Annotated in this window: 28 protein-coding genes and 2 tRNA genes; 16 read left to right on the forward strand and 14 right to left on the reverse strand. The window is 67.8% G+C overall.

Annotated features, from left to right (window positions below; translation table 11 throughout):
* Window positions 1–160: 160 nt before the first annotated feature.
* Complete coding sequence (locus tag DVK03_RS13775) at window positions 161–814, reverse strand: TrkA family potassium uptake protein (protein ID WP_004041766.1); 654 nt, start codon at window positions 812–814, stop codon at window positions 161–163.
* Between the two features lie 40 nt (window positions 815–854).
* Window positions 855–1,472, reverse strand: a complete 618-nt coding sequence (locus tag DVK03_RS13780) for a hypothetical protein (RefSeq protein WP_004063005.1) — start codon at window positions 1,470–1,472, stop codon at window positions 855–857.
* Between the two features lie 98 nt (window positions 1,473–1,570).
* Between DVK03_RS13780 and DVK03_RS13785 the strand changes: the two genes are divergently transcribed.
* Together DVK03_RS13785 and DVK03_RS13790 are read left to right on the forward strand one after the other, a co-directional pair.
* Window positions 1,571–2,182, forward strand: coding sequence for a metal-dependent hydrolase (locus tag DVK03_RS13785; protein WP_186372488.1), 612 nt, complete (start codon window positions 1,571–1,573; stop codon window positions 2,180–2,182).
* Between the two features lie 242 nt (window positions 2,183–2,424).
* Window positions 2,425–3,429, forward strand: coding sequence for a pectinesterase family protein (locus DVK03_RS13790; RefSeq protein WP_008605643.1), 1,005 nt, complete (start codon window positions 2,425–2,427; stop codon window positions 3,427–3,429).
* 81 nt (window positions 3,430–3,510) lie between these two features.
* On the opposite strand, the gene DVK03_RS13795 is transcribed toward DVK03_RS13790, so the two are convergent.
* Together DVK03_RS13795 and DVK03_RS13800 are read right to left on the reverse strand one after the other, a co-directional pair.
* A tRNA-Thr gene (locus DVK03_RS13795) sits at window positions 3,511–3,582 on the reverse strand.
* Window positions 3,583–3,660: 78 nt separating this feature from the next.
* Complete coding sequence (locus tag DVK03_RS13800) at window positions 3,661–4,338, reverse strand: hypothetical protein (protein ID WP_115803264.1); 678 nt, start codon at window positions 4,336–4,338, stop codon at window positions 3,661–3,663.
* Window positions 4,339–4,398: 60 nt separating this feature from the next.
* Between DVK03_RS13800 and DVK03_RS13805 the strand changes: the two genes are divergently transcribed.
* Window positions 4,399–5,094 (forward strand): enoyl-CoA hydratase/isomerase family protein, encoded by a 696-nt coding sequence (locus DVK03_RS13805; RefSeq protein ID WP_004063013.1) that lies wholly within the window; start codon window positions 4,399–4,401, stop codon window positions 5,092–5,094.
* Window positions 5,095–5,127: 33 nt separating this feature from the next.
* On the opposite strand, the gene DVK03_RS13810 is transcribed toward DVK03_RS13805, so the two are convergent.
* A complete protein-coding gene (locus DVK03_RS13810) occupies window positions 5,128–5,958 on the reverse strand; it encodes an NAD+ synthase (RefSeq protein WP_115803265.1) in 831 nt (276 codons plus the stop codon).
* Between the two features lie 163 nt (window positions 5,959–6,121).
* On the opposite strand from DVK03_RS13810, the gene DVK03_RS13815 reads away from it, so the two are divergent.
* Window positions 6,122–6,192: transfer RNA gene (locus tag DVK03_RS13815), tRNA-Gly, on the forward strand.
* Window positions 6,193–6,385: 193 nt separating this feature from the next.
* Here DVK03_RS13815 and DVK03_RS13820 read toward each other — a convergent pair.
* The 3 genes from DVK03_RS13820 to DVK03_RS13830 all read right to left on the reverse strand — a co-directional run bounded on the left by DVK03_RS13820 (window position 6,386) and on the right by DVK03_RS13830 (window position 7,944).
* Window positions 6,386–6,565 carry a hypothetical protein gene (locus tag DVK03_RS13820; RefSeq protein ID WP_004041759.1) on the reverse strand — a complete coding sequence of 60 codons (180 nt, stop codon included), beginning with the start codon at window positions 6,563–6,565 and terminating at the stop codon, window positions 6,386–6,388.
* Between the two features lie 50 nt (window positions 6,566–6,615).
* A complete protein-coding gene (locus DVK03_RS13825; protein WP_004063015.1) occupies window positions 6,616–6,912 on the reverse strand; it encodes a hypothetical protein in 297 nt (98 codons plus the stop codon).
* 114 nt (window positions 6,913–7,026) lie between these two features.
* Complete coding sequence (locus DVK03_RS13830; RefSeq protein WP_115803266.1) at window positions 7,027–7,944, reverse strand: acyltransferase; 918 nt, start codon at window positions 7,942–7,944, stop codon at window positions 7,027–7,029.
* 189 nt (window positions 7,945–8,133) lie between these two features.
* Between DVK03_RS13830 and DVK03_RS13835 the strand changes: the two genes are divergently transcribed.
* The 3 genes from DVK03_RS13835 to DVK03_RS13840 all read left to right on the forward strand — a co-directional run bounded on the left by DVK03_RS13835 (window position 8,134) and on the right by DVK03_RS13840 (window position 9,907).
* A complete protein-coding gene (locus DVK03_RS13835) occupies window positions 8,134–9,207 on the forward strand; it encodes an aldo/keto reductase (protein ID WP_115803267.1) in 1,074 nt (357 codons plus the stop codon).
* Window positions 9,207–9,377: a hypothetical protein gene (locus DVK03_RS20110; RefSeq protein WP_004041755.1), complete on the forward strand. Its 171-nt coding sequence runs from the start codon at window positions 9,207–9,209 to the stop codon at window positions 9,375–9,377. The genes DVK03_RS13835 and DVK03_RS20110 overlap by 1 nt, the downstream gene beginning before the upstream one ends.
* A gap of 281 nt (window positions 9,378–9,658) precedes the next feature.
* On the forward strand, window positions 9,659–9,907 hold the full coding sequence (locus tag DVK03_RS13840) for a hypothetical protein (protein ID WP_115803335.1): 249 nt from the start codon (window positions 9,659–9,661) through the stop codon (window positions 9,905–9,907).
* 181 nt (window positions 9,908–10,088) lie between these two features.
* Here DVK03_RS13840 and DVK03_RS13845 read toward each other — a convergent pair whose 3' ends face one another.
* The 3 genes from DVK03_RS13845 to DVK03_RS13855 form a co-directional block, all read right to left on the reverse strand.
* Complete coding sequence (locus DVK03_RS13845; protein ID WP_115803268.1) at window positions 10,089–11,639, reverse strand: heme-binding protein; 1,551 nt, start codon at window positions 11,637–11,639, stop codon at window positions 10,089–10,091.
* Between the two features lie 117 nt (window positions 11,640–11,756).
* Complete coding sequence (locus DVK03_RS13850) at window positions 11,757–13,541, reverse strand: site-2 protease family protein (RefSeq protein WP_006601107.1); 1,785 nt, start codon at window positions 13,539–13,541, stop codon at window positions 11,757–11,759.
* A 148-nt stretch (window positions 13,542–13,689) separates the two neighbouring features.
* On the reverse strand, window positions 13,690–14,175 hold the full coding sequence (locus DVK03_RS13855; protein WP_115803269.1) for a hypothetical protein: 486 nt from the start codon (window positions 14,173–14,175) through the stop codon (window positions 13,690–13,692).
* 130 nt (window positions 14,176–14,305) lie between these two features.
* On the opposite strand from DVK03_RS13855, the gene DVK03_RS13860 reads away from it, so the two are divergent.
* Window positions 14,306–14,845, forward strand: a complete 540-nt coding sequence (locus tag DVK03_RS13860) for a hypothetical protein (RefSeq protein WP_008574805.1) — start codon at window positions 14,306–14,308, stop codon at window positions 14,843–14,845.
* A 51-nt stretch (window positions 14,846–14,896) separates the two neighbouring features.
* Here the strand turns inward: DVK03_RS13860 and lysS are convergent, their stop codons facing one another.
* Window positions 14,897–16,564 carry a lysine--tRNA ligase gene (lysS, locus tag DVK03_RS13865; protein WP_115803270.1) on the reverse strand — a complete coding sequence of 556 codons (1,668 nt, stop codon included), beginning with the start codon at window positions 16,562–16,564 and terminating at the stop codon, window positions 14,897–14,899.
* Between the two features lies 1 nt (window position 16,565).
* Window positions 16,566–17,279, reverse strand: coding sequence for a UMP kinase (gene pyrH / locus DVK03_RS13870; RefSeq protein WP_004041748.1), 714 nt, complete (start codon window positions 17,277–17,279; stop codon window positions 16,566–16,568).
* A 93-nt stretch (window positions 17,280–17,372) separates the two neighbouring features.
* Here pyrH and DVK03_RS13875 point away from each other — a divergent pair, with 93 nt between their 5' ends.
* The 4 genes from DVK03_RS13875 to DVK03_RS13890 all read left to right on the forward strand — a co-directional run bounded on the left by DVK03_RS13875 (window position 17,373) and on the right by DVK03_RS13890 (window position 20,688).
* A complete protein-coding gene (locus DVK03_RS13875) occupies window positions 17,373–17,717 on the forward strand; it encodes a hypothetical protein (RefSeq protein WP_004063024.1) in 345 nt (114 codons plus the stop codon).
* A gap of 24 nt (window positions 17,718–17,741) precedes the next feature.
* On the forward strand, window positions 17,742–18,527 hold the full coding sequence (locus DVK03_RS13880; RefSeq protein ID WP_115803271.1) for a molybdopterin synthase: 786 nt from the start codon (window positions 17,742–17,744) through the stop codon (window positions 18,525–18,527).
* A 306-nt stretch (window positions 18,528–18,833) separates the two neighbouring features.
* Window positions 18,834–19,079, forward strand: a complete 246-nt coding sequence (locus DVK03_RS13885; protein WP_008574797.1) for a hypothetical protein — start codon at window positions 18,834–18,836, stop codon at window positions 19,077–19,079.
* A gap of 469 nt (window positions 19,080–19,548) precedes the next feature.
* Window positions 19,549–20,688, forward strand: a complete 1,140-nt coding sequence (locus tag DVK03_RS13890; protein ID WP_006601102.1) for a site-2 protease family protein — start codon at window positions 19,549–19,551, stop codon at window positions 20,686–20,688.
* A gap of 38 nt (window positions 20,689–20,726) precedes the next feature.
* Here the strand turns inward: DVK03_RS13890 and thiL are convergent, their stop codons facing one another.
* Window positions 20,727–21,620, reverse strand: a complete 894-nt coding sequence (gene thiL / locus DVK03_RS13895) for a thiamine-phosphate kinase (RefSeq protein ID WP_006601101.1) — start codon at window positions 21,618–21,620, stop codon at window positions 20,727–20,729.
* Between the two features lie 151 nt (window positions 21,621–21,771).
* On the opposite strand from thiL, the gene DVK03_RS13900 reads away from it, so the two are divergent.
* From DVK03_RS13900 to DVK03_RS13915, 4 genes are all read left to right on the forward strand, one after another.
* Window positions 21,772–22,800, forward strand: coding sequence for a lysylphosphatidylglycerol synthase transmembrane domain-containing protein (locus DVK03_RS13900; RefSeq protein WP_115803272.1), 1,029 nt, complete (start codon window positions 21,772–21,774; stop codon window positions 22,798–22,800).
* Window positions 22,801–22,914: 114 nt separating this feature from the next.
* Entirely contained in the window at window positions 22,915–23,370 is a 456-nt protein-coding gene (locus DVK03_RS13905; protein WP_004041740.1) for a 30S ribosomal protein S19e, read from the forward strand.
* A gap of 105 nt (window positions 23,371–23,475) precedes the next feature.
* Window positions 23,476–23,838 (forward strand): DNA-binding protein, encoded by a 363-nt coding sequence (locus DVK03_RS13910; RefSeq protein ID WP_004041739.1) that lies wholly within the window; start codon window positions 23,476–23,478, stop codon window positions 23,836–23,838.
* Between the two features lie 3 nt (window positions 23,839–23,841).
* Window positions 23,842–24,432, forward strand: coding sequence for a hypothetical protein (locus DVK03_RS13915; protein WP_004063031.1), 591 nt, complete (start codon window positions 23,842–23,844; stop codon window positions 24,430–24,432).

The following is a 24,432-nucleotide window of genomic DNA, read 5'->3' on the forward strand; positions in this document are numbered from 1 at the left end:
CGGCGCGCCCGGCACGAAAACCACCACCACCATCGTCGTTCTGGTTCCCCCGGTACGACGCGCGGCGCCGCCACCACGGCGCTGTTTTCCGAGGCAGACCGTACCGCAGCGAAGCGTCTCGGTTGCGACGGGTCTCGACAGGAAACTCGTCGTTTCGGCGTCAGCCGAGCAGTTTCGACCGAACCCGGTCCAACGCGTTGCGCTCCGTTAACAGCGCGAGCTGGTCGCCGGGCTCGACGACGGTTCCCGGAAGCGGAATCGTCATCGGCTCGCGTTCCCGGCCGTGGGCGTAGACGCGGCCGTCCGCACCGAGGTCGATGTTGGCGACGTGTTCGCCGACGACGGGCGCGCCGTCGGGGACGCTGACCGTCGTCAGCCGAAGTTGGTCCGTCAGGTCGCCGATGGCGTTGAAGTCGCCGCCGAGAAGCGCCGTCTTCGCCCCGGCCGCGCCGAGGCGTTCGGGGTAGATAATCTCGTCCACGTCGTCGGCGTAGCGCTCGTAAATCTCCTGGCGGTAGTCCTCGCTAATTCGCATGACCGTCCGGCAGTCGTACTCTTTGCCGAGCATGCAGGCCGCGAAGTTGATGTTCGGGTCGCCGGTCAGCCCGCCGATGGCGTCCGCGCCCTCGATGCCGGCCTCCCGCAGCACGGTTTCGGTGCCGCCGTCGCCGAGGACGGCCTCGAACCCCTCGTCGCGGGCGCGGTCGACCTTCTTGTCGTTGTTGTCGACGACCGTCACGTCGTGGCCCTCCTCGCGGAGCACTCGGGCGGTCCGCGAGCCCACGCGACCGTACCCAACGATAACGAAATTCATGGTAGTAGTATGCACACCGGGTGGCTAAAAGATGGCCCCGTCAGGACCGAGTCCGTTCGAGGCGTTCCCTGACTGAATCGATGGTGTCCGCGAGCGGCGGCGTCCCGAAGAGGGCGACGAGCACCGCCCCGACGGTGTCGAAGACGAGGTCGACGATGGTGTCGCTGAGTCCGTACTGGACGAGGACGGCCTCAGAGCCGATGGCTTCTGCGGCGAGGCGCGCGCCGAACTCCAACACCTCCCAGAACACGCCGGCCGCGAGCGTGAAAAGCAGGACGTAGACGAACATGAAGCGGTCGGGGAGGTGGACGGCCTCGGTGTACTCGTCGACGGCCCGCGCGGTGACGTAGCCGACGGCCGCGACCACGGTCGCCGAGAGCGTGTGGGTGACGTGGTCCCACCAGTCGATGTAGTTGTACGGGCCGAGCATGCCGACGGCGTGGAGCAACACCGCCAGCGCCAACCAGAGACCGAGAAGCGGGTGGAGCCGAATCTGCCAGTCGCGGCGGAGCACCGCGGGGAGGAACGTCGCGCCCAGCGCGAGCACCGCGTTGACGACGACGCTCAGATTCCGCGTGTAGATGCCGACGAGCAAGATACACAGGATGGCGGCCTGAATCACCCGCCCCGCGAGCCGTTCGAATCGACGGGAGACCATTGCGGTGTGCTACGGCCTGAGCGCCCTAAATTCGACCGTGGTACTAGCTAGCACGACCACCGACACCGTTTTTCCTCCAGATTGCATACGCCCCACCGATGATGGCCACCACTCACGCCCTCGCGGGTGTCGTCCTCGGCACCGCCGTGTGGGCGCTGGTCCCCGAGGCCGGGATGCTCCCGGTGCTCGCGGCCGCACTCGGCGGCCTGTTCCCCGACTTCGACCTGTACGCGGGGCACCGGAAGACCCTCCACTTCCCCGTGTACTTCAGCGCGCTCGCCGTGCCCGCGGTCGCGGTCGCCGCGCTGAACCCGACGACCACGACGCTCGCCGTCGCACTGTTCCTCGCGGCGGCCGCGCTCCACTCCGCGTCGGACGTGCTCGGCGGCGGCCTCGAACTCAAGCCGTGGCTCGGCACCTCCGAGCGCGCCGTCTACGACCACTGGAACGGCCGGTGGCTCGCCCCGAAGCGACTGATTCGCTACGACGGCGCGCCCGAGGACCTCGCGCTGACGCTCGCGTTTGCCGTCCCGCCGGTCCTCGCCTTCGACGGCCTCGCGGAGACGCTCGTCATCGCCGCGGTCGCCGTCTCCGGCGTCTACGTCCTGCTCCGCAAGCCGATGGTTGCGATTGCCGAGACCGCCGTCGCGGCGATGCCCGACCACGTCGTCGACCTCATGCCCGAGCGGTTCGTCCGCGACTTCCGCTGAATCGCACCCACTTCTGCCCGAGTTCCACCCGCTTTTTCGAACGCGTACGACGGCCTCTCCCCCGTCAGCGCTGCCCCTGATACCGACTAGCGGAGCGACGACGCCCCCCAGTTCCCGACGACGAACCGGGGAGTCGAACCCGTTCGCGTCGGCGCGGTACGGGGGATGAACCGCTCGCGTCCCCGCCATGGGCTCCACCGGTACCCCCCAAGCGTATGGCGTCGGCGAGAGTGGTACGACGCATGTTCGCACTACTCACGTCGCTCGCCGTCGCGGTCGGCTGTCTCGCCGTCGCCGCCGGGACGGTCGGGACTCTCGGAGGCGCTGACGACCCCGACGACGCCGGCGCGTACGACTACGTCGTCGCGCAGGACGGCAGCGGCGACTACGAGACGATTCAGGCCGCCATCGACGGCGCGAAGTCGTTTCCGCCGGGGCGAGTCCGTATCCTCGTCCGAGACGGCGTGTACGACGAGAAAGTCGAAGTCCACGCGTGGAACCCCGACATCACCCTCGTCGGCGAGAGCGCCACGGAGACGGTCATCACCCACGGCGACCACTTCGAGCGAATCGACCGCGGGCGCAACAGCACCTTCTTCACCTACACGCTGAAGGTCCGCGGCAACGACTTCCGCGCCCGCGACCTGACCGTCGAGAACAGCGCCGGCCCGGTCGGACAGGCCGTCGCCCTCCACGTCGACGCCGACCGCGCCGTCTTCGAGAACTGTCGCGTCCTCGGCCACCAAGACACCGTCTACGCCGCCGGCGAGGGGGCGCGCCAGTTCTTCTCGGACTGCTATCTCGAGGGGACGACCGACTTCGTCTTCGGCGGCGCGACCGCCGTCTTCGAGGACTGCCGCGTCCACTCGAAAGCCGACTCGTACATCACCGCGGCCTCCACGCCGGCGAGCGAGCCCTTCGGCTTCGTCTTTCTCGACTGCGAACTGACCGCCGACGCCGACGTGTCCGAAGCGTATCTCGGCCGCCCGTGGCGGAATCACGCCCGAACTGCGTTTATCCGCACGTGGATGGACTCGCACGTCCGCTCCGACGGGTGGCACAACTGGTCGCGACCGGACGCCGAGGCGACGGTCGAATACGCGGAGTTCGACAGCCGAGGCCCGGGGGCGGAGGGCGAGCGGGTGTCGTGGGCGACGGCGCTGACCGAGGACGAGGCTGAGCGGTATTCGAAGGCGAACGTGCTGGGTTCTGCGAGTCGTGGGGAGTGGTGGGACTGGGAGGGATGAGCGTGCGAGCGGGGCGGTGTCAGACGGACGTTGAACTCACTCGATGCGGTTCGCTATCGCTCTGTGTGAGTTTGTGAGAAGAGCCTAGGCCGGGATTTGAACCCGGGGTCTCGTCCTTACCAAGGACGCGCTTTACCGCTAAGCTACCCAGGCAGGCATTCCTTGGTTGTCCGGGTTCCTCTTTAGGGGTTTCGATTCGAATCGCCCCGGAACCGTGGTAGCGTATGTCGATTAGCGGTCCGCGGCGGAGGTGACCGCGTCGTCGCCACCGCCGCCTCGGTAGAGCGCCGCGATGCGCTCGACGGTCCCCTCGGAGACGGTCTCGTCGGCCGGGGGGAAGTCGCCGTCGTGGGTGTCGGCCAGTCCCGCGGCGTACTCCACGAGCGCGGTCGGGGGGGCCGAGCCGACGGCCGTGGTACCGGCGACGACGGCGAGCGTGCAGATGTTCACTTCGAGTTCGCCGTCGAGGTCCGGGCGCTCCGACTCGGCGGCCGAGCGGCGGCGAGTCTGGTCGCGGCCGAAGGCGCGGACCGTCTCGACGGCGTGGTCGGCGGCCTCGGTCCGGGCGAGGAGGTAGAAGCCGCGCGAGACGAGCACGTCCGCCGCGAGGATATCGAGGTCGGCGTCGGTGTCAGCCTCGGGGGAATCGAGCTGCGACCACGGCTCGTCGTGGGCGAGCGACCGGGTGAGTCGGAGGCCCTCGTAGATGAGTTGCACTCCGGCCGCGCGGGAGGCCAGCCCGTTCAGGTCGACCTTCGGTTCGACGGCCCGCGCGCTCACGAACGTGAGCACTGCCGGCGTCAAGGAGGCGGCGTCGAGGCGTTCGTCCAGCGCCACGCGGAGGGCCTCGGGCTCGATGTCGGAGAGGGCCTCTCGCGCGGCCTCGCGGGCTCGCACGGCGTCGTCCATCGGCCGAGACTTACGGTTGGGAGGGCAAAGACCTTTGGAAAACCACGGCACAACGGGCGTATGATACGGACGACGGACGACGGCGACCTCCGGGTCGTGACCATCGACCGCCCGGCGCGACGGAACGCGCTCAGACCGACCGACCTCGACGCCCTCGAAGCCGCGGTCACGGGTGCCGACGCACCGGTCGTTCTCCTCCGGGGGAGCGGCCCGGCGTTCTGCGCCGGCGCGGACCTCGACAGCGTCACCGACCTCGACGACCCCGAGGCGTTCGCAAAGCACGGCCAACGCGTCGCCGACGCCGTCGAATCGGCCGAATCGGTCGTCGTCGCCGGCATCGACGGGGCGGCCCGCGGCGGCGGCGTCGAACTCGCGCTCGCCTGCGACGTGCGGGTGGCCACTCCGCGTGCGACCCTCGGTGAACCGGGCGTCCGACTCGGCCTGTTCGGCGCGTGGGGCGGGACGGTTCGGCTCCCGCGCGTCGTCGGCGAGGGCCACGCCCTCGAATTCTCGCTTTCGGGCCGCGTCGTCGACGCCGACGAAGCCCTCCGGATGGGTCTCGTCTCTCGAATCGTCGACGACCCGGGCGAGGTCGCGGCCTCGATGGCCGACAACGACCACCGGTCGCTCCGAATCGTCAAGGAGCGACTGCGCGACCGCGGCAACCGGGACGGACGCTTGGAACGGGAAGCCGCCGGCTTCGCGGAGTTGCATCGGGCGAACGTCGACGACATCGCGGCGTCGCGCGAAAAGTGAATTCCGCGGGCGGGTCGGCAGAGCCGCGGTGACCTACACGTCCAGCGCCGACGGCGCGGGCGGCATCGACCGCTTGTGGGCGCTCCCCTCGACGAGGCCGACCACGCGGTCGACCTGTTCTTCGGTTACGTCGAGGTGACGAGTCGTCGCGGACTTCGAAAGCGGGCCGTCGACGTGGAGCGCGAGAATCGCGTCCAGCGCGTCGTACGTGAGGCCGAGTTCGCCCTCGTCGGTCTGGCCGGACCACATCTCGGCAGAGGGCGTCTGCAACACGAGGTCTTCCGGCACGCCGACGTGGGCGGCCAGCTGGCGGACCTGCTGTTTGTAGAGGTTCCCGATGGGGTTGCAGTCGACCGCCTGGTCGCCGTACTTCGTGAAGTAGCCGGTCATCGCCTCCGCGCGGTTACCCGTTCCGAGCACGATGCGGTTCTCGTGATTGGCGACGAAGTAGTTGAGCACCGCTCGCGTGCGGACGTAGACGTTTCCGGCGGCCATGCGGTCGTCGGCCGCCTCGGGGAACGTGTCGAAGAACGTCTCGGCGATGGGCTGGATTTCGACCACGTCGTACTCGATGCCCAGCATCTCGGCGACGCCCTCGGCGTCGCTCATCATGTCCTCGTCGTTCGCCACGCTCGGCATGACGAGCCCGTGGAGGCTCTCCTTTCCGAGCGCCTCGACGGCGAGGAAGGCGGTGAGCGTCGAGTCGATACCACCGGACAGTCCGATAACGGCCCCGTCGACACCGGCGGCCTCGACGGTGTCTTCGATGAAGGTCGTGATGTGCTCGCGGTGCGCTTCGAGTTCCTCGTCGGACAACAGGAGGTCGAACGGGGCGTCCTCCGAGAGAACGTCGACGGATGTCATGGGCCTCGCTTGGAACCGGGAGCCCAAATAGCCACGTGTCACGCGAAAACAATGGACGGGTGTCCAGTTTTCTCGGGGGCGCGATGGGGTGAAGCGCTACGTTCAAGTGCCCCCGAAGTCTACGAATTTTTGCTTCGGAAGGCGGTTCGAAGCGAAGCGTAGCGCGCCGATGGTCCAGTGGTAGGACACGAGCTTCCCAAGCTCGGAGCCCGGGTTCAATTCCCGGTCGGCGCATCTTCTGAACGGAACCGGACGAGGAGCCGCGAGGCTCCGAGTCCCGTGGAGTGAAGAGATGCGGCCCGAGGGAATTGAAGCAGCGAGCAACGCGGAGCGTTGCGAGTGAGGTTCAATTCCCGGTCGGCGCACTCGCGGGACTCCCGGTCGGCGTACAAACTCTCGTCTTCGAATCGTAACCCGCGCCGCCGACTCAGAAAAACAGGTTCTGCACGTCGTCGAACTCCGGTGACTCCGAGCGGAACACCGGCTCGCGGGCGGTCTGTCGAATCATCGCGTGGCGTTCGAGGGCCGAGTCGAATTCGAGAATCGCCCGCTCGATGTCGCGGGCGAGCGCGTCGATTTCGCCGTGGAGTTCGTCGTCGTCGGCCATGATACGCGTAGTTAGGCGAGGGCTGATAAAACGGACTCGGCTACGAGTCGTCAGCGGAGCCGTCGGGTGCAGTTCCAGCAGAGGTCGAAGGTGGTGTCGGCCTCGTTTTCGGCCCCGCAGTTCGGGCAGATGCGCTCGCCCGTCGGCGTCGTCTGTACGCCGGCCTGCGAGCCGTCGTCGAGCGACGCCGCGATTTCGGGGTGGGTGTAGCGGTCCGTTCGGGCGGAGTCCCGGCCGGACCCCTCGCCTACCGTCGGCTCCCCACCGTTGACGAGGTATCGATAGACCAGAAGCTGGAGCAGGGTCAACCCGAGGGCGTAGACGACGATCCAACCCCAGGAGTCCATCACACATTGACTTACGTTAGCATGCTATATCGGTTCTTCGGTCGAACGGGTCTGCTGACGCTCTCGGCGGTGGTCGCGGGCGATGTCGACGCGGCGGGTTCGCGTCGAAACGAGTTACTCGCGCCGGTGGGAGTCCACCGGGCCGTCGAGGTCGCGGTCGAATTCGTCGAATACCTCGATGTCGTCTGGGAGTTCGTAGGGAATCTCGCGCTCGTCGGCGCGGCGCTCGCCCCCGGCGTCGAGCGGTTCAGCGACCTCTTCGAAGCCGGGCTTTACTTTCACGCTCTTGGCGGGCGAGCCGACCGCGATGTGGTGGGCGGGCACGTCGCCCTGGACGACCGACCGCGCGCCGACGATGGCGTTCTCACCGACCGAGACCCCGGCGTTCACCATCGCGTCGTAGGTGACGCGCGCGTCGTCGCCGATGGTCGTGTGGTAGTTTCTGACCTCGGTCTGGTCGACGGTGTCGTGCGAGTGGCTGTATATGTGGGCGCTGTCGGAGATGGAGACGCGGTCGCCGATAGTGAGTTTCCCGCGGTCGTCGAGGTGGACGTCGTCGTGGATGACCGTGTTGTCACCGACGGAGATGTTGTGACCGTAGGAGAACGTGACGCCCTTGAAGATGCGGAGGTTGTCGCCGGCCTCCGCGAACAGGTGGTCCGCGAGCATCTGTCGGAACCGGAGGGCGAAGGCGACGTTGTCGGCCATCGGCGTCGCGTCGAACTGCCGCCAGAGCCACTGGAGGTGCTTCGAGCGCTTGAACTTCGCCTCGTCTTTCTCGGCGTAGTACTCGGCTTCGAGCGTCGCGTTACAGGGGTCGTACCCTTGCAGTCGAACCCGCGTCGCGGGCGAGACGGGCTTGCCGTTCTGCCAGCGCTCCCACGCCTCGCGGTCGCCGAACAGGTCGATGAGGGTGTCCCGAACGACCGTACAGGTGTCTTCGTCCGAGGCGAGCCGACCGTCGACCTCGTCGATGAACGCCTGTAAGCCTTCTTCGGCGTCCTCCGGAAGCGAAACGTGGACCTTCGTCATTGCACCGTCGTAAGCCGTCGAGATTCAAATGGATTCGGTTGTGCGAACCGCGCGTCAGGCTTCCTCCGGGCAATACTGGCTGGTTTCGACCGTTGGTGAACGGAAATCCGAGCGCCCGCCCGCAGCGGGATTCCCAGCGTACGGGAACAAAACACACGGAATAAGTCGCCCCAATTCGTAGGGCCGGCCATGCACTACCGCGAACTCGGCACCTCCGGAATCGAAGTCAGCGAGGTCGGCTTCGGTGCGTGGGTCGTCGGGACCGACTGGTGGGGCGACCGCTCGGACGAAGACTCCATCGAGATGCTCCACCACGCCATCGAGCAGGGCATCGACTTCTTCGACACGGGTGACGTGTACGGCCACGGCCACTCCGAGGAGGTCGTCGGCGAGGCGCTTTCCGACTACCGCGACGAGGTCACCGTCGCCACCAAAATCGGCTACGACTTCTACAACAACCCGCAGGCCGGCCACGGCGAACTCCCCAAGGAGATAACCGGCGAGTGGGTCCGCGAGGCGACCGAAAAGAGCCTCGAACGCCTCGACATGGAGTACGTCGACCTCCTGCAACTCCACAACGCGAACGTCGACGAGGTCACGCCCGACGTGCTCGAAGCCCTCGACGAACTGAAAGAGGAAGGTCTCATCGAGGCCACCGGCTGGGCGCTCGGCCCCTCCATCGGCTGGCTGGCCGAAGGCGACATGGCCATCGAAGAGGAGTTCGACGCGCTCCAAATCGTCTGGAACGCCTTCGAGCAGGACGTGGGTAACCACTTCCTCGACACCATCCGCGAGACCGGTTCCTCGACGAGTCTCATCGCCCGCGTGCCGCACTCCTCGGGCCTCCTGAACGAGCAGGTCCGCCCCGAGACCGAACTCGGCTCCGGCGACCACCGCGGCTTCCGCCCCGACGAGTGGTACGAGACGGGCTGGGAGAAGCTCGAACAACTCCGCTTCCTCGAACGCGACGGCGAGCGGACGATGGCGCAGGCGTCTATCGCCTACCTCCTCGGCTACGACGAGACCGCGGCCGTCACGCCGACGTTCCGCACGAAAGCCGACATCGACGCGTGGGCGAAGGCCTCCGACGTGCCGAAACTCACCGACGAGGAGATGAGCCGCGTCGAGGAACTGTACGCGGACAACTTCGGCATCGACCGCTTCGACGGCATGGACGCGCTCCGCTCGTCGGTCGACGGCGACGACATCCGCGCGGCCGGTCTCGACAAGCGCGTCGCGAAAGGCGCGCGCAACGAAGCCTGATGGGCCGCCTGAAAACCCTCCTCGGCGTCACCGCGGTCGCCCACGTCGCGCTCGCGTGGCTGGTCAGCCTCGACGCCAAGAAGCGCGGCGACGACGCCGGCAAGTGGATTGCGCTGACCCTCCTCACCGGCGTCGTCGGGGCCGCGAAATACGTCCGCGACGGACGCTGAGGCGCGACCGCCGGAAAAACGGACCCGAAACGACGACGGCAGCGGCAACGAAGCCGTCTCGTTCCGACGCGGTTTTTGTGTTTCAAGCAACACGCTCGACCGATAGTCCTCGAACGAGTCGGTTCGGTTCGTTCCCGCGATGTCCGCGCCGTCACCCGAAATTCGCCCCTCTTGGAGTTATCACCGTGGTGTGGGATAGACGAGTGGACCGACTTTCGGACGGACCTGAAGCCGCTGCGAGACCAAAAAAGACACAACGCTCGACCGAGTTCGGGACGACCATGCGTAGTTCACTCGTCGACGTGCTCCCGGACCTCCTCGAACTCCTCGTCTTCGGCCTCGGCAGCGCGGGGCTTTCCCTCGCCGGCGCGTACATCGAGCGGTTCGCCTTCGTCACCTTCGAACAGGGCAACGTCGAAATCGCCGCGTGGGCGGTCGTAATGGGCGCGGTGGCGCTGTACTTCGCGTACAGCGTCGGCACCGACAAAGTGCGCCCGAAGCTTCGAGACGTTCGCGCCGCGCTCGCGTAGAGAAGCCGCAGTCTGATTTTCGGCGTTCCCGCGTCAGGCGAGGAACACGGTCGCGGCCGGTCCGCGAGCACGCACACGCCACCGTTTCCTGCGCTCGCTCCGCTCGCTGGCAAAAGCTGGACCAAAACGGTTCGTCACCCCCGCATGGGGGTTCCTCACCCCGCTCTCGATGGTCGCGAAGTTACGCTAAGAACACGTGTCGCGGCCGGTCCGCCAGCACGTCGCGGCCCCACTGGACCGTGTCGCGGAACGCGTCGGAGCGGAAGAACTCCATGGCGTCGTCCTGCGAGCGCCACTGGCTGGCGATGAACATGTCGTCTTCGTCCTCGACGTTGACCATCAGGTCCGTGTCGAAGTGGCCGTCCATCTCTTCGAGGAGGCCGCCGACGGTGCCGAACTTCTCGACGAAGTCGCCGCGGTGTTCGGACTTGACGGTGTAGAACATCCCCATCGTGCCGAAGCCGGACTCCTCGCCGGCGCGCTCGACGATGCCGGGAAGCTCCGAGAGGAAGCCCGCGGCGGTCTCGGCGGCCGACGCCGTCTCCCAGATGGAGACGACGGCGACCCGGCCGCGCTCGTTGGCCTCGTAGACGGCCGTCTTGACGTGCGTCGGGTAGTGGTCGAAGTTGCCGCGGAGGCCTTCGACCTCCTCGAACAGCTCGTCGGCGTCGGCCTCGGAGTAGAGGACCGTCGCGTACACGTCCTCGCCGTGGGGCTTGCCGGCGTAGATGTTCAGGTCTTCGAGCTGACCGCGAATGTCCTCGTCTCCGGTCTCGTCACCCCCGTCGTCACCGTGGTGGTGGCCGCCGTCGTCGCCTTCGCCGTGATGGTGACCGTCGCCACCTCCGCCGTGGTGATGACCGCCCTCGCCATGATGGTGGCCGTCACCGCCGTGGTGTCCGCCCTCGCCGTGCGCGTGCCCGCCGTGGTGGGACTCGTCGCCGAACTCGCTCGTCGGGACGCCGTCGCCCGCGAGGAACGCGCCGAGGTCCGACGGCGGGAAGCGCCGGCCGACGTAGAACTGGCCGAACTCGCCGTACTTCGAGGACACCTCGTCGAAGCGCATCTCGTAGACGATGTCCTTGATGTCGGTCGGGTCGTCACCGAACAGGGTGACGCCCCATTCGTAGTCGTCGAAGCCGACCGAGGAGGCGATGACCTGCTTGATTTTCCCGGCGTACTTCCGACCGGTGTCGCCGTGGGTGGACATCAGGTCGCGGCGCTCGTCGAACGAGAGGTCGTACCAGTTGTGCTCCTCGCCGCGGCGCTTCGACATCGGGTAGAAGGACATGTAGGTGTCCTCGGGGATGTCGGGCTTGAGTTTGCCCTCGATGTAGCGCAGCAGGCCGGCGTCGATGTCCTCCTCGTTACCCTCGAAGTAGTCGTCCGAGACGTAGCCGGACACCTCGGTGACGGAGACGTAGGAGGTCGGCTGTTCGGTGAAGGCCGCGAGCGCGGTCCGCTCGAACTGCCGTTCGGCGCGGGAGACGTCGTCCAGCGTCGGTCGGAAGTGGACGACCACGAAGTCCGCCTTGTGGCCGAGGACGGAGAAGACGGCGGACGCGCCCGCCTCGGCGTCCTCGACCGCCTCGTGGGCGTCGAGGTACGCGACGCCCTCCTCGATTGCGCGGCGGCGCTCGTGTTCGGGCGCGTCACGCCACGCGTCCCAGTCGACGGTTCGGAAGTCGTGCAGCGCGAACCAGCCCTCGTCGGTCTGTGGGGCCTCTACCATACCGTGGCCTAGGGAGTCATCCGGTATTGAAGTTGCGAGTCGTTTTCGCGGTTCGAGAACCGTCGAAGGAAAGCGGGACGGCGTCGACCGAGACGACCGGGGCGACCGACAGGCCGGTCAGCCGAGGAGCGTCGGCCCGAATATCATGAGCACGAGCGACGCGAGCATCGTGAGGCCGATGGAGGTCGTGATGGTGCGGACGACGGTGTGGGGGTCGTCGACCGGGAGCCGCGAGACGACGGCCTCGGCCGAGGTCCGCAGGATGCGACCGCCGTCGAGCGGGTAGCCGGGGATGCAGTTGAAAAGCCCCAGTTGGAGGTTAATCCACGCCGTCCAGAACAGGACGTTGGCGACGATGAAGACGCCGCCGCCGAGGAAGCCGAGCGGGCCGCCGACCTGATAGAAGTTGACGACCTGCCCGGTGAAGCCGGGGAAGTTCGGAATCCCGAGGACGACCGACGCGAGGGGCAAGAGCAGCGACACGTAGACGAGTTGGAGGGGCGAGCCTTCGAAAGCGGTCGCGAGGCCGCCGTCGCCGCCGTCACCGCCGAGAAGCGAGAGGTACGTCCCCGCGGGGTACTCCTGCGTGCCGAAGTCCGTCAGGAGCAGGCCGCTCGTCCCTTGGAAGATGTTGACGCCGAGGAAGCCGTTGCCGTCCTGCTCGTTCACGCCGAGCGTGACCTGAACCGTCTCGAAGCCGCCGTTTCGGTACAGTTCGACGGCGACGGTCTGGTCGGGGTCCGTCCGGTCGAGCGCCGCCTGCAACTCCGTCGACGAGGTGATGCGCTCGCCGTTGAACGACGAGACGATGAGGGGTTGGGTCGTCCCCGTGGCGTTGTACAGCGGGCCGTTCTCGGCGACGTTCGTGATGTATGCGCCGACCGGGATGGTGCGCTCGCCGGCGGAGGTGTCGAGGCGGGCGAACCGCGAGTCGCCGACGGCCGACTCGAAGTCGGCGCGCGTCGAGACGGCGGTCCCGTTGACCGCGGTCACGCGAATCGGGTCGGAGCCGGACTCGACGGTCAGGTTCGCGGGGTTGCCGGCGACGGAGCCGGCGACGACGAGTTCGCGCGTGACCGAGACGGTCCGCTCGCCGTCGAGTTCGACCGACACCGTCCCCGCGTCGGTCGCGAGGAGCGCGGCGTCGAGTTCCCGCGTCGTGTTGACCGGCGTGCCCTCGACGGCGGTCACGCGGTCGCCGCCCGAGATACCCGCCGCGTCGGCCGGTGAGCCGGCGTACGCGCCGGAGACGGCGACGCCCGGCGCGACCGAGATAGAGCCGATGACCGGGCCGAAAAGCAGGGCGAACGCGACGAGCGTGACGGCGAAGTTGTTCGTCACGCCGGCGGCGAACATCCGCGACTTGCCGCCGCGGTCGGCGCGGCGCTGGCTCTCCTCGGAGGGTTCGACGAACGCCCCCACGGGGAGTATCGTCAGGAGGACGACGCCCATCGACTCCACGTCGATGCCCTCGACGCGGCTGAGGACGCCGTGGCCGCCCTCGTGGACGACGAGACCGACGAGGAGGCCGAAGAGGATTTCGGGCGCGACCGAAAGCGGGAGGAAGTCGTTGACGCCGGGGATGACGAGGAAGTTCTGCGGCTGGTTCACCTGCGTCGGGGCGGGCGGATTCTGGAGGATGACGACCGCCTGAAAGACGAGGAGGACGAACGTCCCGACCATGATGACGAGGGCGATACCGAGGCCGACGTTGCTCCACGCCCGCCAGAACCGCTTGGGGGCGGCGATTCTGTCGAGGAGTTCGCGGCCGCGACGGGTGTGGACCGTCGTGAGGGGACCCTGGACGCGGACGTACTCGGGGAGGATACCGCGAGCACGCAACAGCGCCGCGAGGAGAGAGTAGGCGATGAAGCCGGCGAGAACCCAAAGCAGCGTGTTCATCGCCCGAAGGGAAGCGGCGCGCGCCAAAAGGCGTTCGGGTTACGGTCCCACCGTTCGGGTCACGGTCCCGCCTTCGAGACCGAGGGCGGGCGTTGGCGGCCGCGAATGACGACCGCAACCGAACCCAACCCGCAACGAGCGCGTCGCGTTACTCCTCGTCGTCGCCGTCGTCGCCGGGCGACTCGATTTCGACTTCGACCGCGCCGTCGTCGTCCGCGTCGGTCTCCTCGTCGCTCGCGTCGCCCGTCTCGTCCGCCTCGGCCGCCTCGTCGTCGGCCGCGGCGTCGTCCGTTTCCGCCTCGGGGTCGTGTTCGACGGTGACCGTGGCGTCCTCGTCGTCGGTCGCGTCGTCGCCTGCGCCGGTCTCCTCGTCGGCCGCCGAGTCGCCCTCGGCGGGGTCGTCGGCGAGCGCGATGTCGGTAAAGGAGTCGCCGGACGACGAGCGAAGCCGCGAGACGGCGTAGGCGACGCCCACGAGGAGCAACGCGACGAGGAGCAGCCGACCCCACGAGCGGCCGCCCGAGGTGTCGTCGTCGACGGCTTCCTGTTCCGAGTCGGCGTCGAACTCCTCCAGTTCGACGTCGAATTCGTCTTGCGATTCCTCCACGGACCGGATGAAGTCGATGAGAGACATGTGAACTGTGATGCGGCGAGGCCGCGGTAGGCGTCGTTCGCGGGGAACGAGCCCGTCTCACCGTACGCGCGTCGGGGACATAAGTCGTCCCCCAGAAGGGTTTTAGCCACCCCGGCGACGAACGGAAACCGTGTTCGACAGTTCCCGCTACGAGGTCCGACAGAAGGTGTCCATCAGCAACAAGTACGTCGTCTACGAGGGCGACGACCCCGTCCTCTCGGCGAAGCAAAAGAAGTTCAAACTGAAAGAGGACTTCCGGCTGAACGACCACGACACCGGCGAGGAGCGCTTCCGCGTCAAGGCCGACAGCGTCCTCGACGTGTCGGCGGCCTACGACATCGTCGACAGCCGGACCGACGAACGCGTCGGCGCGGTCAAACGCGGCGCGTTCTCGTTCGCCAAACACACCTACCAACTGCTCGGCCCCGACGGCTCGGTCGCGGGGCGAATCGTCGAGGACAGCGTTCCGATGGCGGTCGCCAGACGGCTCGTCACGACGCTCATTCCCTTCTCGTACCGCATCGAGGACGCGGCCGGCGAGGAAGTCGGCGCGGTAGACGGGCAGTTCTCGCTCCGGGACAAGTACACCGTCGACGTGGACCGCGAGCGTATCGACCCGCGACTCGCCGTCGTCGGCGCGGTCGTGATAGACGCCATCGAGGAGAACTGACGGACTCCGTGCGAACGCGAGGGAAGCGAAATTGAGGGCGAGAGCGAGGAGTCAGTCCTCGCGGCGGAGTCGCGTGACGACGAAGTCGCGCTCTAGCTCGCCGAGGAACTCGCCGAGTCGCGGCCCCTGTTCGGCGTCGAAGAACAGCCGGTAGCCGGCGGCGAAGAAGTCGCCCATCTCGATGTCGTGGCGGCGCGCAGTCTCGTAGATTTCGCCCTGAATCGTCTCGCCGTCGTGGCCCTCGGCGACAAACTCCGCGAGGTCGTCAAGCGCGGCCTCGACCGCGGGCTCGAAGTCGAATTCGGGGAGGTCGACCTGCAAGCGGTAGTTGTACTGGTTGTCCATCTTCTCGGCCCAGCGGCGGGCGCGTTCGACCCGGTCGAGCGCCTCCTCGACCACCTCGTCGGGAGTGTCCTCGTCGAAGAAGCCCTCGTTGCGGGCCATCTTGACGCGGAGGTCCTCGTCGTCGGTCATGCCGAGGACGGCCGCGAACGTGTACGGGAGTCGAACCCGGTCCTCGCGGACCTCGTCGACGACGAACGGGTAAGCGCGCTCGGCGAAGCGGGTCAGGCTCTCGTCGTCGACCTCGCCGAAGTAGGCGCGCTCGAAGCGGTCGAAGTCGTCCACGAGCTGGTCGAGTCGCGTGAGGTCGAGGTCGCGGGCCTTCCGCGGGTTGAGCGCGAAGAAGTACCGGAGCACCTCGGGTTCGAGCAGGTCGAGCATCTCCGCGACGGTGACGATGTTGCCGGCGGACGACGACAGCGCCTCGCCGTTGAGCGTGAACCACTCGTACACCATCGGCACCGGCGGCTCGATTCCGAGGACGTTCTCGGCGATGTCCTTGCCGGAGGGCCACGAGCCCTCGGCGTGGTCCTTGCCGAACGGCTCGAAGTCGACGCCGAGGACCTGCCACTGGCCGGGCCACTCGAAGCGCCACGGCAGTTTGCCCTCGCGGAACGTCGCGGTCCCCTCGTGGCCGCAGCCGTCGATGGTGTTGTCGCCGACGGTCATGTCGGTACAGACGTAGTCGACGGTTCCCGCGTCGAGGTCGATGTCCGTGACCGTCTCCGTGATTTTACCGCACTCGGCGCAGACGGGGTTGAAGGGAACGTAGTCCTCGTCGACCTTCGACTGGTACTCGCCCAGCACCTCGCGGGCGGTGTCGGCGTGGTCGAGGACGTGTTCGACCACGGGGTCGAAGTCGCCGCTCTCGTACAGTTCGGTGTTGGAAATCATCTCCACCGGGACGCCGAGGCGGTCGGCGTCGGCCTTCAGGAGCGCCGCGAAGTGCGCCGCGTACGACTCGGCCTCGCCGAACGGGTCCGGAATCGACGTGTACGGCTTGCCGAGGTTGCGGCCGAGCGCGCCGGCGTCGACCTCGCCGAGCCCGACGATGTTGCCGTCGGCGTCCGCGAGCTTTCGCGGGAGCTTCCGGAGGGGGTCTTTGTCGTCGCTGGTGAACACCTGCCGGACCTCGTGGCCGCGCTCGCGGAGCACCTCGGCGACGAAGTAGCCGCGCATAATCTCGTTGAAGTTGCCGAGGTGAGCCACGCCCGAGGGGGAGACGCCGCCCTTGACGACGACCGGTTCGTCGGGGTCGCGTGCCTCGATTTCGTCGGCGACCTCGTCGGCCCAGAAGCCGTGGTGGGTGGCGTCGGCATCGCCGTCGGTCGCGTCCGCGGCGGAGGCGTCGCCGCGGGAGGGGTCGTCGGTCGTCATCTCAGGGAGCCCAGTAGGTGGGTTCGTCGCCGCCCTCGGGGATGATGTCGGTTCCCGTGTGCTCGCCGCGGAGGACGGCGGGCGTGATGCGGTCGGGGTCCGTGCCGTCGAGGACGATGGTGCGCATCTTCGCGCGCTCGATGAGCTTCGCGGCGAGGAGGTCGACCGGGGCTGACGACCCGGCGTTCATCTCGATGTCGCCGATGACGTCGACGAGTTCCGCGGCGGTCATCTCCTCGAACTTCGTCGCGTCGGGGTCGCTGTTCGGGTCGGCGCTGAAGACGCCGTCGACGCTGGTCGCGTAGACGAGCAGGTCGGCGTCGACGTATTCTGCGAGCGCGGCCGCGACGGCGTCGGTGGTCTGGCCGGGCATGACGCCGCCCATCACCGAGATGTCGCCGCGCCGGATGGCGTCGCCGGCGTCCTCGTAGTCGTGGGCGACCTTGGGGTCGACCTGCGAGCCGAGCGCCGCGATGAGCAGGCGGGCGTTGATTCTGGTCACGTCGATGCCGATTTGGTCGAGTTGGACCTCGTTCGCGCCGAGGTCACGGGCAGCGCCGATGTAGTCGCGGGCGACGCCGCCGCCGCCGACGACCGCACCGATTTCGCACCCGTCCCGCGCGAGCGTTTCGACGACGGAGGCGTGACCCTCCACGCGTCGAGCGTCGAGGTCCGGCGCGAGCACGCTTCCGCCGATGGAGATGACGACTCTCATTGCACACGGGTATCCGTGACCGCATCTTAAGGGTTATCAACTGCGAGACGCCCGTGTCGGGGGCTTTAAACCACTCTCGCGGCGACTACCGGTATGCGACTCGTCACCGTGGAGACGGTTACGCTCATCGTCGTCGGCTGGGTGCTCGCGCTCGGCGCGATGCTCGTCCGCCACCGCCGCGACGAGGTCGACCGCCGAACCGTCTTCAACTGGGCGCTGGCGGCCTGTTTTTCGGTCGGCTGGGCGCTCTGGCAGTTCGACACGCTGCCCGCGACGGCCGACACGCCCGTCGGCGCGGCGGCCCCGTGGCTGGCGACGCTCCTCGGACTCGTCGGCGCGGCCGTCGCCGTCCACCTCTACCGGACCCGCCCGCGCGCCGAGGCGCGGGAATCGGAGCCGACGCCAGAGGCCGACGAGGCCGGCACGGAGCAATCTTAAACCGGCGCGGGCCGTCCTTCGGGTATGCACGTCCTCGGAATCGTCGGCGCGGGCGCGACAACGCTCTGCGACCGACTCGCCGCGCAGTTGGACGGCCGCGTCGCCACCGTGGAATCGCTCCCCGAGAGCGCGACCGAACCGGAGTCGACAGACGGCGTCGCCGCAGCTTACGGGCTCTCGCCGGACGGTAACTGGGTCGGGTCCGGCGACGACCGCGACCTCGATGGACTCCTCGACGACCTCTCGGCCGAGTACGACTACGCGCTCCTCTCGGGGTTCCCCGACGCGCGCGTCCCGACGGTCGCGCTCGCGGGTGCCGACGCGGCGAACGTCGTCGCGGAGGCCGAAACGGCCGACGCCGCGGACGTGGCGTCTCTCGCCGCCGAAATCGACTCTCACGAGCCGCACGTCACGCTCGAAACGCTGGTCGAGCGCGCGAAGGCCGACCCGCTGGAAGTGTACGCCGGCGCGATTGCGACGTTCACCGGGCGGGTGCGCGCGAAGGAGTCGGAGGACGACGACCCGACGCTGAGCCTCGAATTCGAGAAGTACGACGGCGTCGCGGAGTCGAAGATGGACGCGATTTCCGAGGAACTGGAGGCGCGCGACGGCGTCCTCCGCGTCCTCATGCACCACCGGGTGGGCGTCGTCGAAGACGGCGCGGACATCGTGTTCGTCGTCGTCCTCGCGGGGCACCGCCGAGAGGCGTTCCGGACGGTCGAAGACGGCATCGACCGCCTGAAAGACGAGGTGCCGATTTTCAAGAAGGAGACGACCACCGACGAGGAGTTCTGGGTCCACGACCGCTGAGACGGCGCGGATAACTCAGGAGATGCGGATAGTCCCGACGGGGCGAAAATCGAGCGATATTGCGGGTGTTGTTGCCGCAAAATGCGGCGTCAGACGGGCGAAAAACGGGAGTATTTACCCATATGAAGTCTGACGATATTCTCTGAAAGAATCTCTTAGAACCGGTTCTAAAAAATCTAAGCCGATTTCAAAGATTCCTAAAATGTACCGTTTGCAACGATTCAGGCTGAAAGCGGCCGAACTAATTCTAACGGACCTTCCTTTATAACAGGTAATGGGGCGATAGGTGGAAGTGAGGTGTACCAGATGAGCGCAACAGTACCCCCCTCCACCGACGATAGCTCCAAGGAAGACCGCCTCAAGCAGTACCTGCTCGACCGTGCGAAAGACGGCGAGATGTACTTCAAGAGCAAATTCATCGCCGACGACGTCGGCCTGTCTCCCAAGGAAATCGGCGCCCTGATGGTCAAGCTCCGCGACTCCGCGACGGACCTGACCATCGAGAAGTGGTCGTACACGAGCGCGACCACGTGGCGCGTCGAGACCGCCTGAGAGCACGCACTGCCCGCCCCGACCGACGCCAGCGCCAGGACGGCGCGCACCGCCCGGTCCCCGGACGAAAGAACCCGACCCCGCGACAGCCACTGATAGCCCCTAATGGCCCCGTGACAGCCCCGCCAAGCGCGCTCGGAAACCGAACCGAGACGCGACTCAACAGCCCTCGCGATTCGTGACCCCGGCGAATTGACGCCCCCCCCCCCCAGGGCGCAGCGACCCGAACTCACGACGCGACCCCGGAACGCCCTCCCCCCGCACGCACCCGTCGACGACCGCCCGACCCGCGAACCAACCCGACCCGCGAACCAACCCGACCCGCGAACCAACCCCGCATTTTCACTTTCGCGTTCCGCTTCGACGCACACCACACGGCCGGAGCGACAGCCCTCTCGCGCCGTCGTCGCCCGGTCGGGTCAGGTCTCCGTCACGGGATTTATGCACGTCGCCCGCCTACTGCACGCCGATGGAACAGTCCGAATCGGCGGACGGACCGCCGGTGGAGGCACTTCGCGCCGTCTTCGACGTTCACGAGGTGCGGTCAGACGGTCGCCGACGTATCTACTACGGCGAGTCGCTCGTCCCCGAGCAGATGCTCGTCCGCGAAATCTGGTCGGCGTTCCGGGGAGCCGGCTACGACGTGGAAGCGCAGGTGTCCGGGCTCGGAGAGACCGACGTGGTCATCGTCGAACCGGCCTCGCAAGGCGTCGAGGAAATCCCGTGGAAGAACATCACGCTGTTCGCGCTGACGATTCTCTCGACGCTGTTCGTCGGCGCGCACGCGTGGTACTACATCCCCCTGTCGGACATCGTCGCGAACCCGCTCGTGATGCTTCGGGCGTGGCCCTTCACCGCCGCCGTCCTCGGCGTCCTGTCGGTCCACGAACTCGGCCACTACGCGGTCGGGCGATACCACGGCGTCAACGTCTCGCTGCCCTACCTCATCCCGTTTATCTTCCCGTTCGGAACGCTCGGCGCTATCATCCGCATGCGCGGGCAGATGCCCGACCGGAAGACGCTGTTCGACATCGGCGTCGCCGGCCCGCTCGCCGGGCTCTGTGCGACTGTCGTCGTCACCGTCATCGGCCTCTCGCTCGAACCGATGACCGTCCCGAGTCGGGTCCTCGCCGGGTCGGCCGACACCATCGTCTTCAACAATCCGCCGCTCCTCGACGCCATCGCGACCGTGCTCGGTCGCCCGACAGAGTACGCCGACCCCCGGACCGTCGTCCACCCCGTCGTCATCGGCGGCTGGGTCGGGATGTTCTTCACCGTCCTCAATCTGCTCCCGGTCGGCCAACTCGACGGCGGCCACATGGTCCGGGCGATGCTCGGGGAGCGCCAAGAATCGCTCGCGGCGGCCGTCCCGCTCGTCCTGTTCAGTATCGCGGGGTATCTCCACTACATCCGGGGGCTCGGTCTCAACCAGTCCGTCGGCCTGTGGTTCTTCTGGGGGCTGATGTCGACGTTCATCGCCTACAACGGCCCGGCGAAGCCGATAGACGAGACGCCGCTCGGCCCTGCGCGGATGGCCGTGGGCCTCGTTACGTTCGCCCTCGGCGCGGCGTGTTTCCTCCTCGTGCCGATTCAGGTCATTCCGGGGTGAGGCGCGGGCGGACTCGACACCGCCGCGAAAACAGGATTCTACTCACCGCCGCCGTGGGTGTAACCGCGGTCCGGTACGGCCTCGCCGTCGGCGACGACGGCCGCGTCTGCGGATTCTTCGACGGCTTTTCCGACCACCGTGAGCGGCACGTCGGTCGCGTCGCGGGCGGCGTCGAGCGCGGCTTGGGGGAGCGTAAAGACGAGTTCGAAGTCCTCGCCGAAGAACGCCGCGAGGTCGCGTCTGTCGTCGGCGTCGGCCGCGACCTCCTCGACCGCGTCGTGGACGGGGAGCGCGTCGAAGTCGAGTTCGAAGCCGCAGTCGCCGGCCTCCGCGAGCTGGTGGGCCGAGCGGGCGAGGCCGTCGCTGGAGTCCATCATCGACGTGGCCGACCCGCGGAGGCCGACGCCGGCGGCGACGCGGGGCGTGAACCGGAACAGGTCGTTCGCGCGGACGGTCTCGCCCGCCTCGAACAGGCGGACGGCGGCGGCCGACCGGCCGAGTTCGCCCGTGACGCAGAGCAGGTCGCCCGGCTCCGCGCCCGAGCGGCGAACCGGGTCGTCGGTGCGGCCGATGGCCGTCGTCGCCGTCGTGAACTCCCGATGGGTGTCGAGGTCGCCGCCGACGTACGACGCGTCGACCGCCTCGCAGACGTCCCGCGCGCCCCGGACGAAATCCCCGAGTTCAGTCTCGTCGAGTTCGACGGCGGCGTAGGCGGCGACGGCGCAGGTGGCGCTCGCGCCCATCGCGGCCACGTCCGAGAGGGACGCGCCGACGGCGCGCCAGCCGGCGGTGTAGCGGGTCGTCCCCGCGGGGAAGTCCGTCGTCTCGTGGAGCATATCGGTCGTGACGACGAGGTCGTCGACGACGGCGGCGTCGTCGCCGGCGTCCGGCAGGTCCGCGGCGAGCAGTCTGAGGGCGGCGCGCTCGTCCATATCCGGACGTGTCGGGCGGAGCGGAAATGTCCATCTATCCGCCAGCGAGCGGCGGCGCGGGCCGCGAGTCCCCGACGGCGGCGACGCGGGACCTGTTACTCGGCCGTCGAATCCGGTGACTTAATGCCCGTCGTAGACGCATCCCCAGCAAATGGCCCGCGAGAACCTCCGCGCGACGGTGCTCGGTTTCGCAGCGGCAATCGCCGTCTTCGCCGTCCTGTTCTACTTCGCGGGCGTGGACGAACTCGTCGCCCGGGTGACGATGGCCGAGCCGACCTACCTGGCCGCCATCCTCGCCATCACGCTCGTGTGGCTCGTCTCGTGGGGGGCGTCGCTGAAGACCGTCCTCGGCGTGCTCGGCGTGGACGTCTCGCTCGTCCGCTCGTTTCTCATCTTCACGGGCGCGACGTTCTCGAACAACATCACCCCGTTCGGGCAGGCGGGCGGCGAGCCCGTGACCGCGCTGCTCATCTCCCGGAGCGCCGACACCGAGTACGAGACCGGGCTGGCGGCCATCGCCAGCGTCGACACCATCAACTTCGTCCCCTCGATTACCATCGCGCTCATCGGCGCGGGCTACTACGCCACGGAGGTGACGCTCGGCCGCAACCTCGAAATCGCGCTCGTCGCCGTGGTCGGCCTCGCGGTCGGCGTCCCGGCGGCCGTCTACACCGCGTGGAAACGCCGCTACGACCTCGAACGCCGGCTCATCGGCGCGCTGACGCCGGTCATCCGAACCGTCTCGCGGTACGTCCCGCGGGTGTCGGTGCCGTCGAACGACGGCATCGAGCGCCGCATCAACGGCTTTTTCCGCTCCATCGAGCGCGTCGGCCGGAACCCGCGGGGGCTGGCGGTCGCACTCGGTCTGTCGGGAATCGGATGGTTCTGCCAGATGGTCGCGCTCTGGGTTGCGTTCCACGCCATCGGCGCGCCCATCGCCTTCTCCATCGCGCTGTTCGTCGTCCCCATCGGTGCGATAGCCGGCGTGACGCCGCTGCCCGGCGGCGCGGGCGGCATCGAGTGGACGCTCGCCATCCTCGTCGCGGCCGCGAGCTCCGCCGTCTCGTTCGACGTGGCGACCGCGGGCGTCGTCGTCTTCCGCGGGTTCATCTACTGGGTGCCCGTCGTCCTCGGCGGCCTCGTGATGAGCACGGAGAGCGCGCGCGGGTGGCGGTCCTGACGGCGCGATACGGGCTGTCACCCCGGCGCACGCCGGGCGGGGCGCAGGAGCCTCCAACCGCCCGTATCGGGCGAATACGATGCCTTTAAACGCCGCGATTATGAACCAATAGCCATGGTAACCATCTATGACGTCCCGGCGGACGCCCTCATCGAGGAGGTCGCCGGACGACTCGAGGACCGTATCGAGCAACCCGACTGGATGGCCTTCGCGAAGAGCGGCCAGACCCGCGAGCTGCCGCCCCAGCAGGACGACTTCTGGTACGTCCGCGGCGCGAGCCTGCTCCGCAAGGTCGCCATGAACGGCCCCGTCGGCGTCGACCGTCTCTCGACCGAGTACGGCGGCCTCAAGCGCGGCTCCAACCGATACAGCGTCTCCGGTGCGCACAGCGACGCCGGCAGCAAGAACATCATCCGCACGCTCCTCCAGCAGCTCGAAGAGGAGGGCCTCGTCGAGACCGCCAAGGGCGAGGGTCGCCGCATCACCGCCGAGGGGACGAGCTTCCTCGACAACGCCGCGTCCGACGTGCTCTCCGACCTCGACCGTCCGGAACTCGAACGCTACGCGTAGAGCCGCCGACACACACCGAGAGTTCTTCTTCGACGGCGGATTCCCCGAGAGCCGTCTGTATGCGGGTCCGTAATGGTTTTCAGACATCGGACCGTGCGCTAGGGTATGAGTGGCAGTCCCGACGATGAGCGACTGGAGGAGCTTCGAAAGAAGAAGATGCAGGAACTCCAAGAACAGCGGGGCGGCGGCGGACAGGGCTCCGCGGAGCAACAGCAGGCCGAGGAGGCCCAACAGCGCGCCGAACAGCAGAAACAGGCGCTTCTCAAACAGCATCTGACCGACGAGGCCCGCCAGCGCCTCAACGCCGTGCAGATGTCCAAGCCGGACTTCGCGGAGCAGGTCGAACGCCAAATCGTCGCCCTCGCCCAGAGCGGGCGCATTCAGGGCCGCATCGACGACGACAAGATGAAGGCGCTCCTGAAGGAGCTGCAGCCCGAGTCGAAGAGCTTCAACATCCGCCGCCGGTAAGACGTGGAACTCGCGCTCCTCTACAGCGGCGGCAAGGACTCCTCGCTCGCCGCGCTGCTTCTCGACACCTTCTACGACGTGACGCTCGTGACCGCCCACTTCGGGGTCACGGAAGACTGGACTCACGCCCGCGACGCGGCGGCCGAACTCGGCTACGCCTTCGAGACGCTGGAGCTCGACCGCGAGGTCGCGGCGGCGGCGACCGCCCGGATGGTCGAAGACGGCTACCCCCGAGGCGGCATCCAACACGTCCACGAACACGCGCTCGAAGCGGTCTGCGGCCTCGACTTCGACGCCGTCGCCGACGGCACCCGCCGCGACGACCGCGTCCCCTCGATTTCGCGGGCGCAGGCCCAGAGCCTCGAAGACCGCCACGGCGTCGACTACCTCTCGCCGCTTTCGGGGTTCGGCCGCGGCGCGGTCGACCGCCTCGTCGAGTCGCATCTCGACGTGGAGACCGGCCCGTCCGAGGAGATTCCGAAGGCCGACTACGAGGGCGAACTCCGCCACCTCATCGCCGCCGAACACGGGCAGGCGGCGGTCGACGAGGTGTTCCCGGACCACGTCCAGAGCTACGTCCACGGCCGGCGCTGA

It is taken from the genome of Haloferax sp. Atlit-109R (assembly GCF_003665865.1).
Lineage (GTDB): Archaea > Halobacteriota > Halobacteria > Halobacteriales > Haloferacaceae > Haloferax > Haloferax volcanii.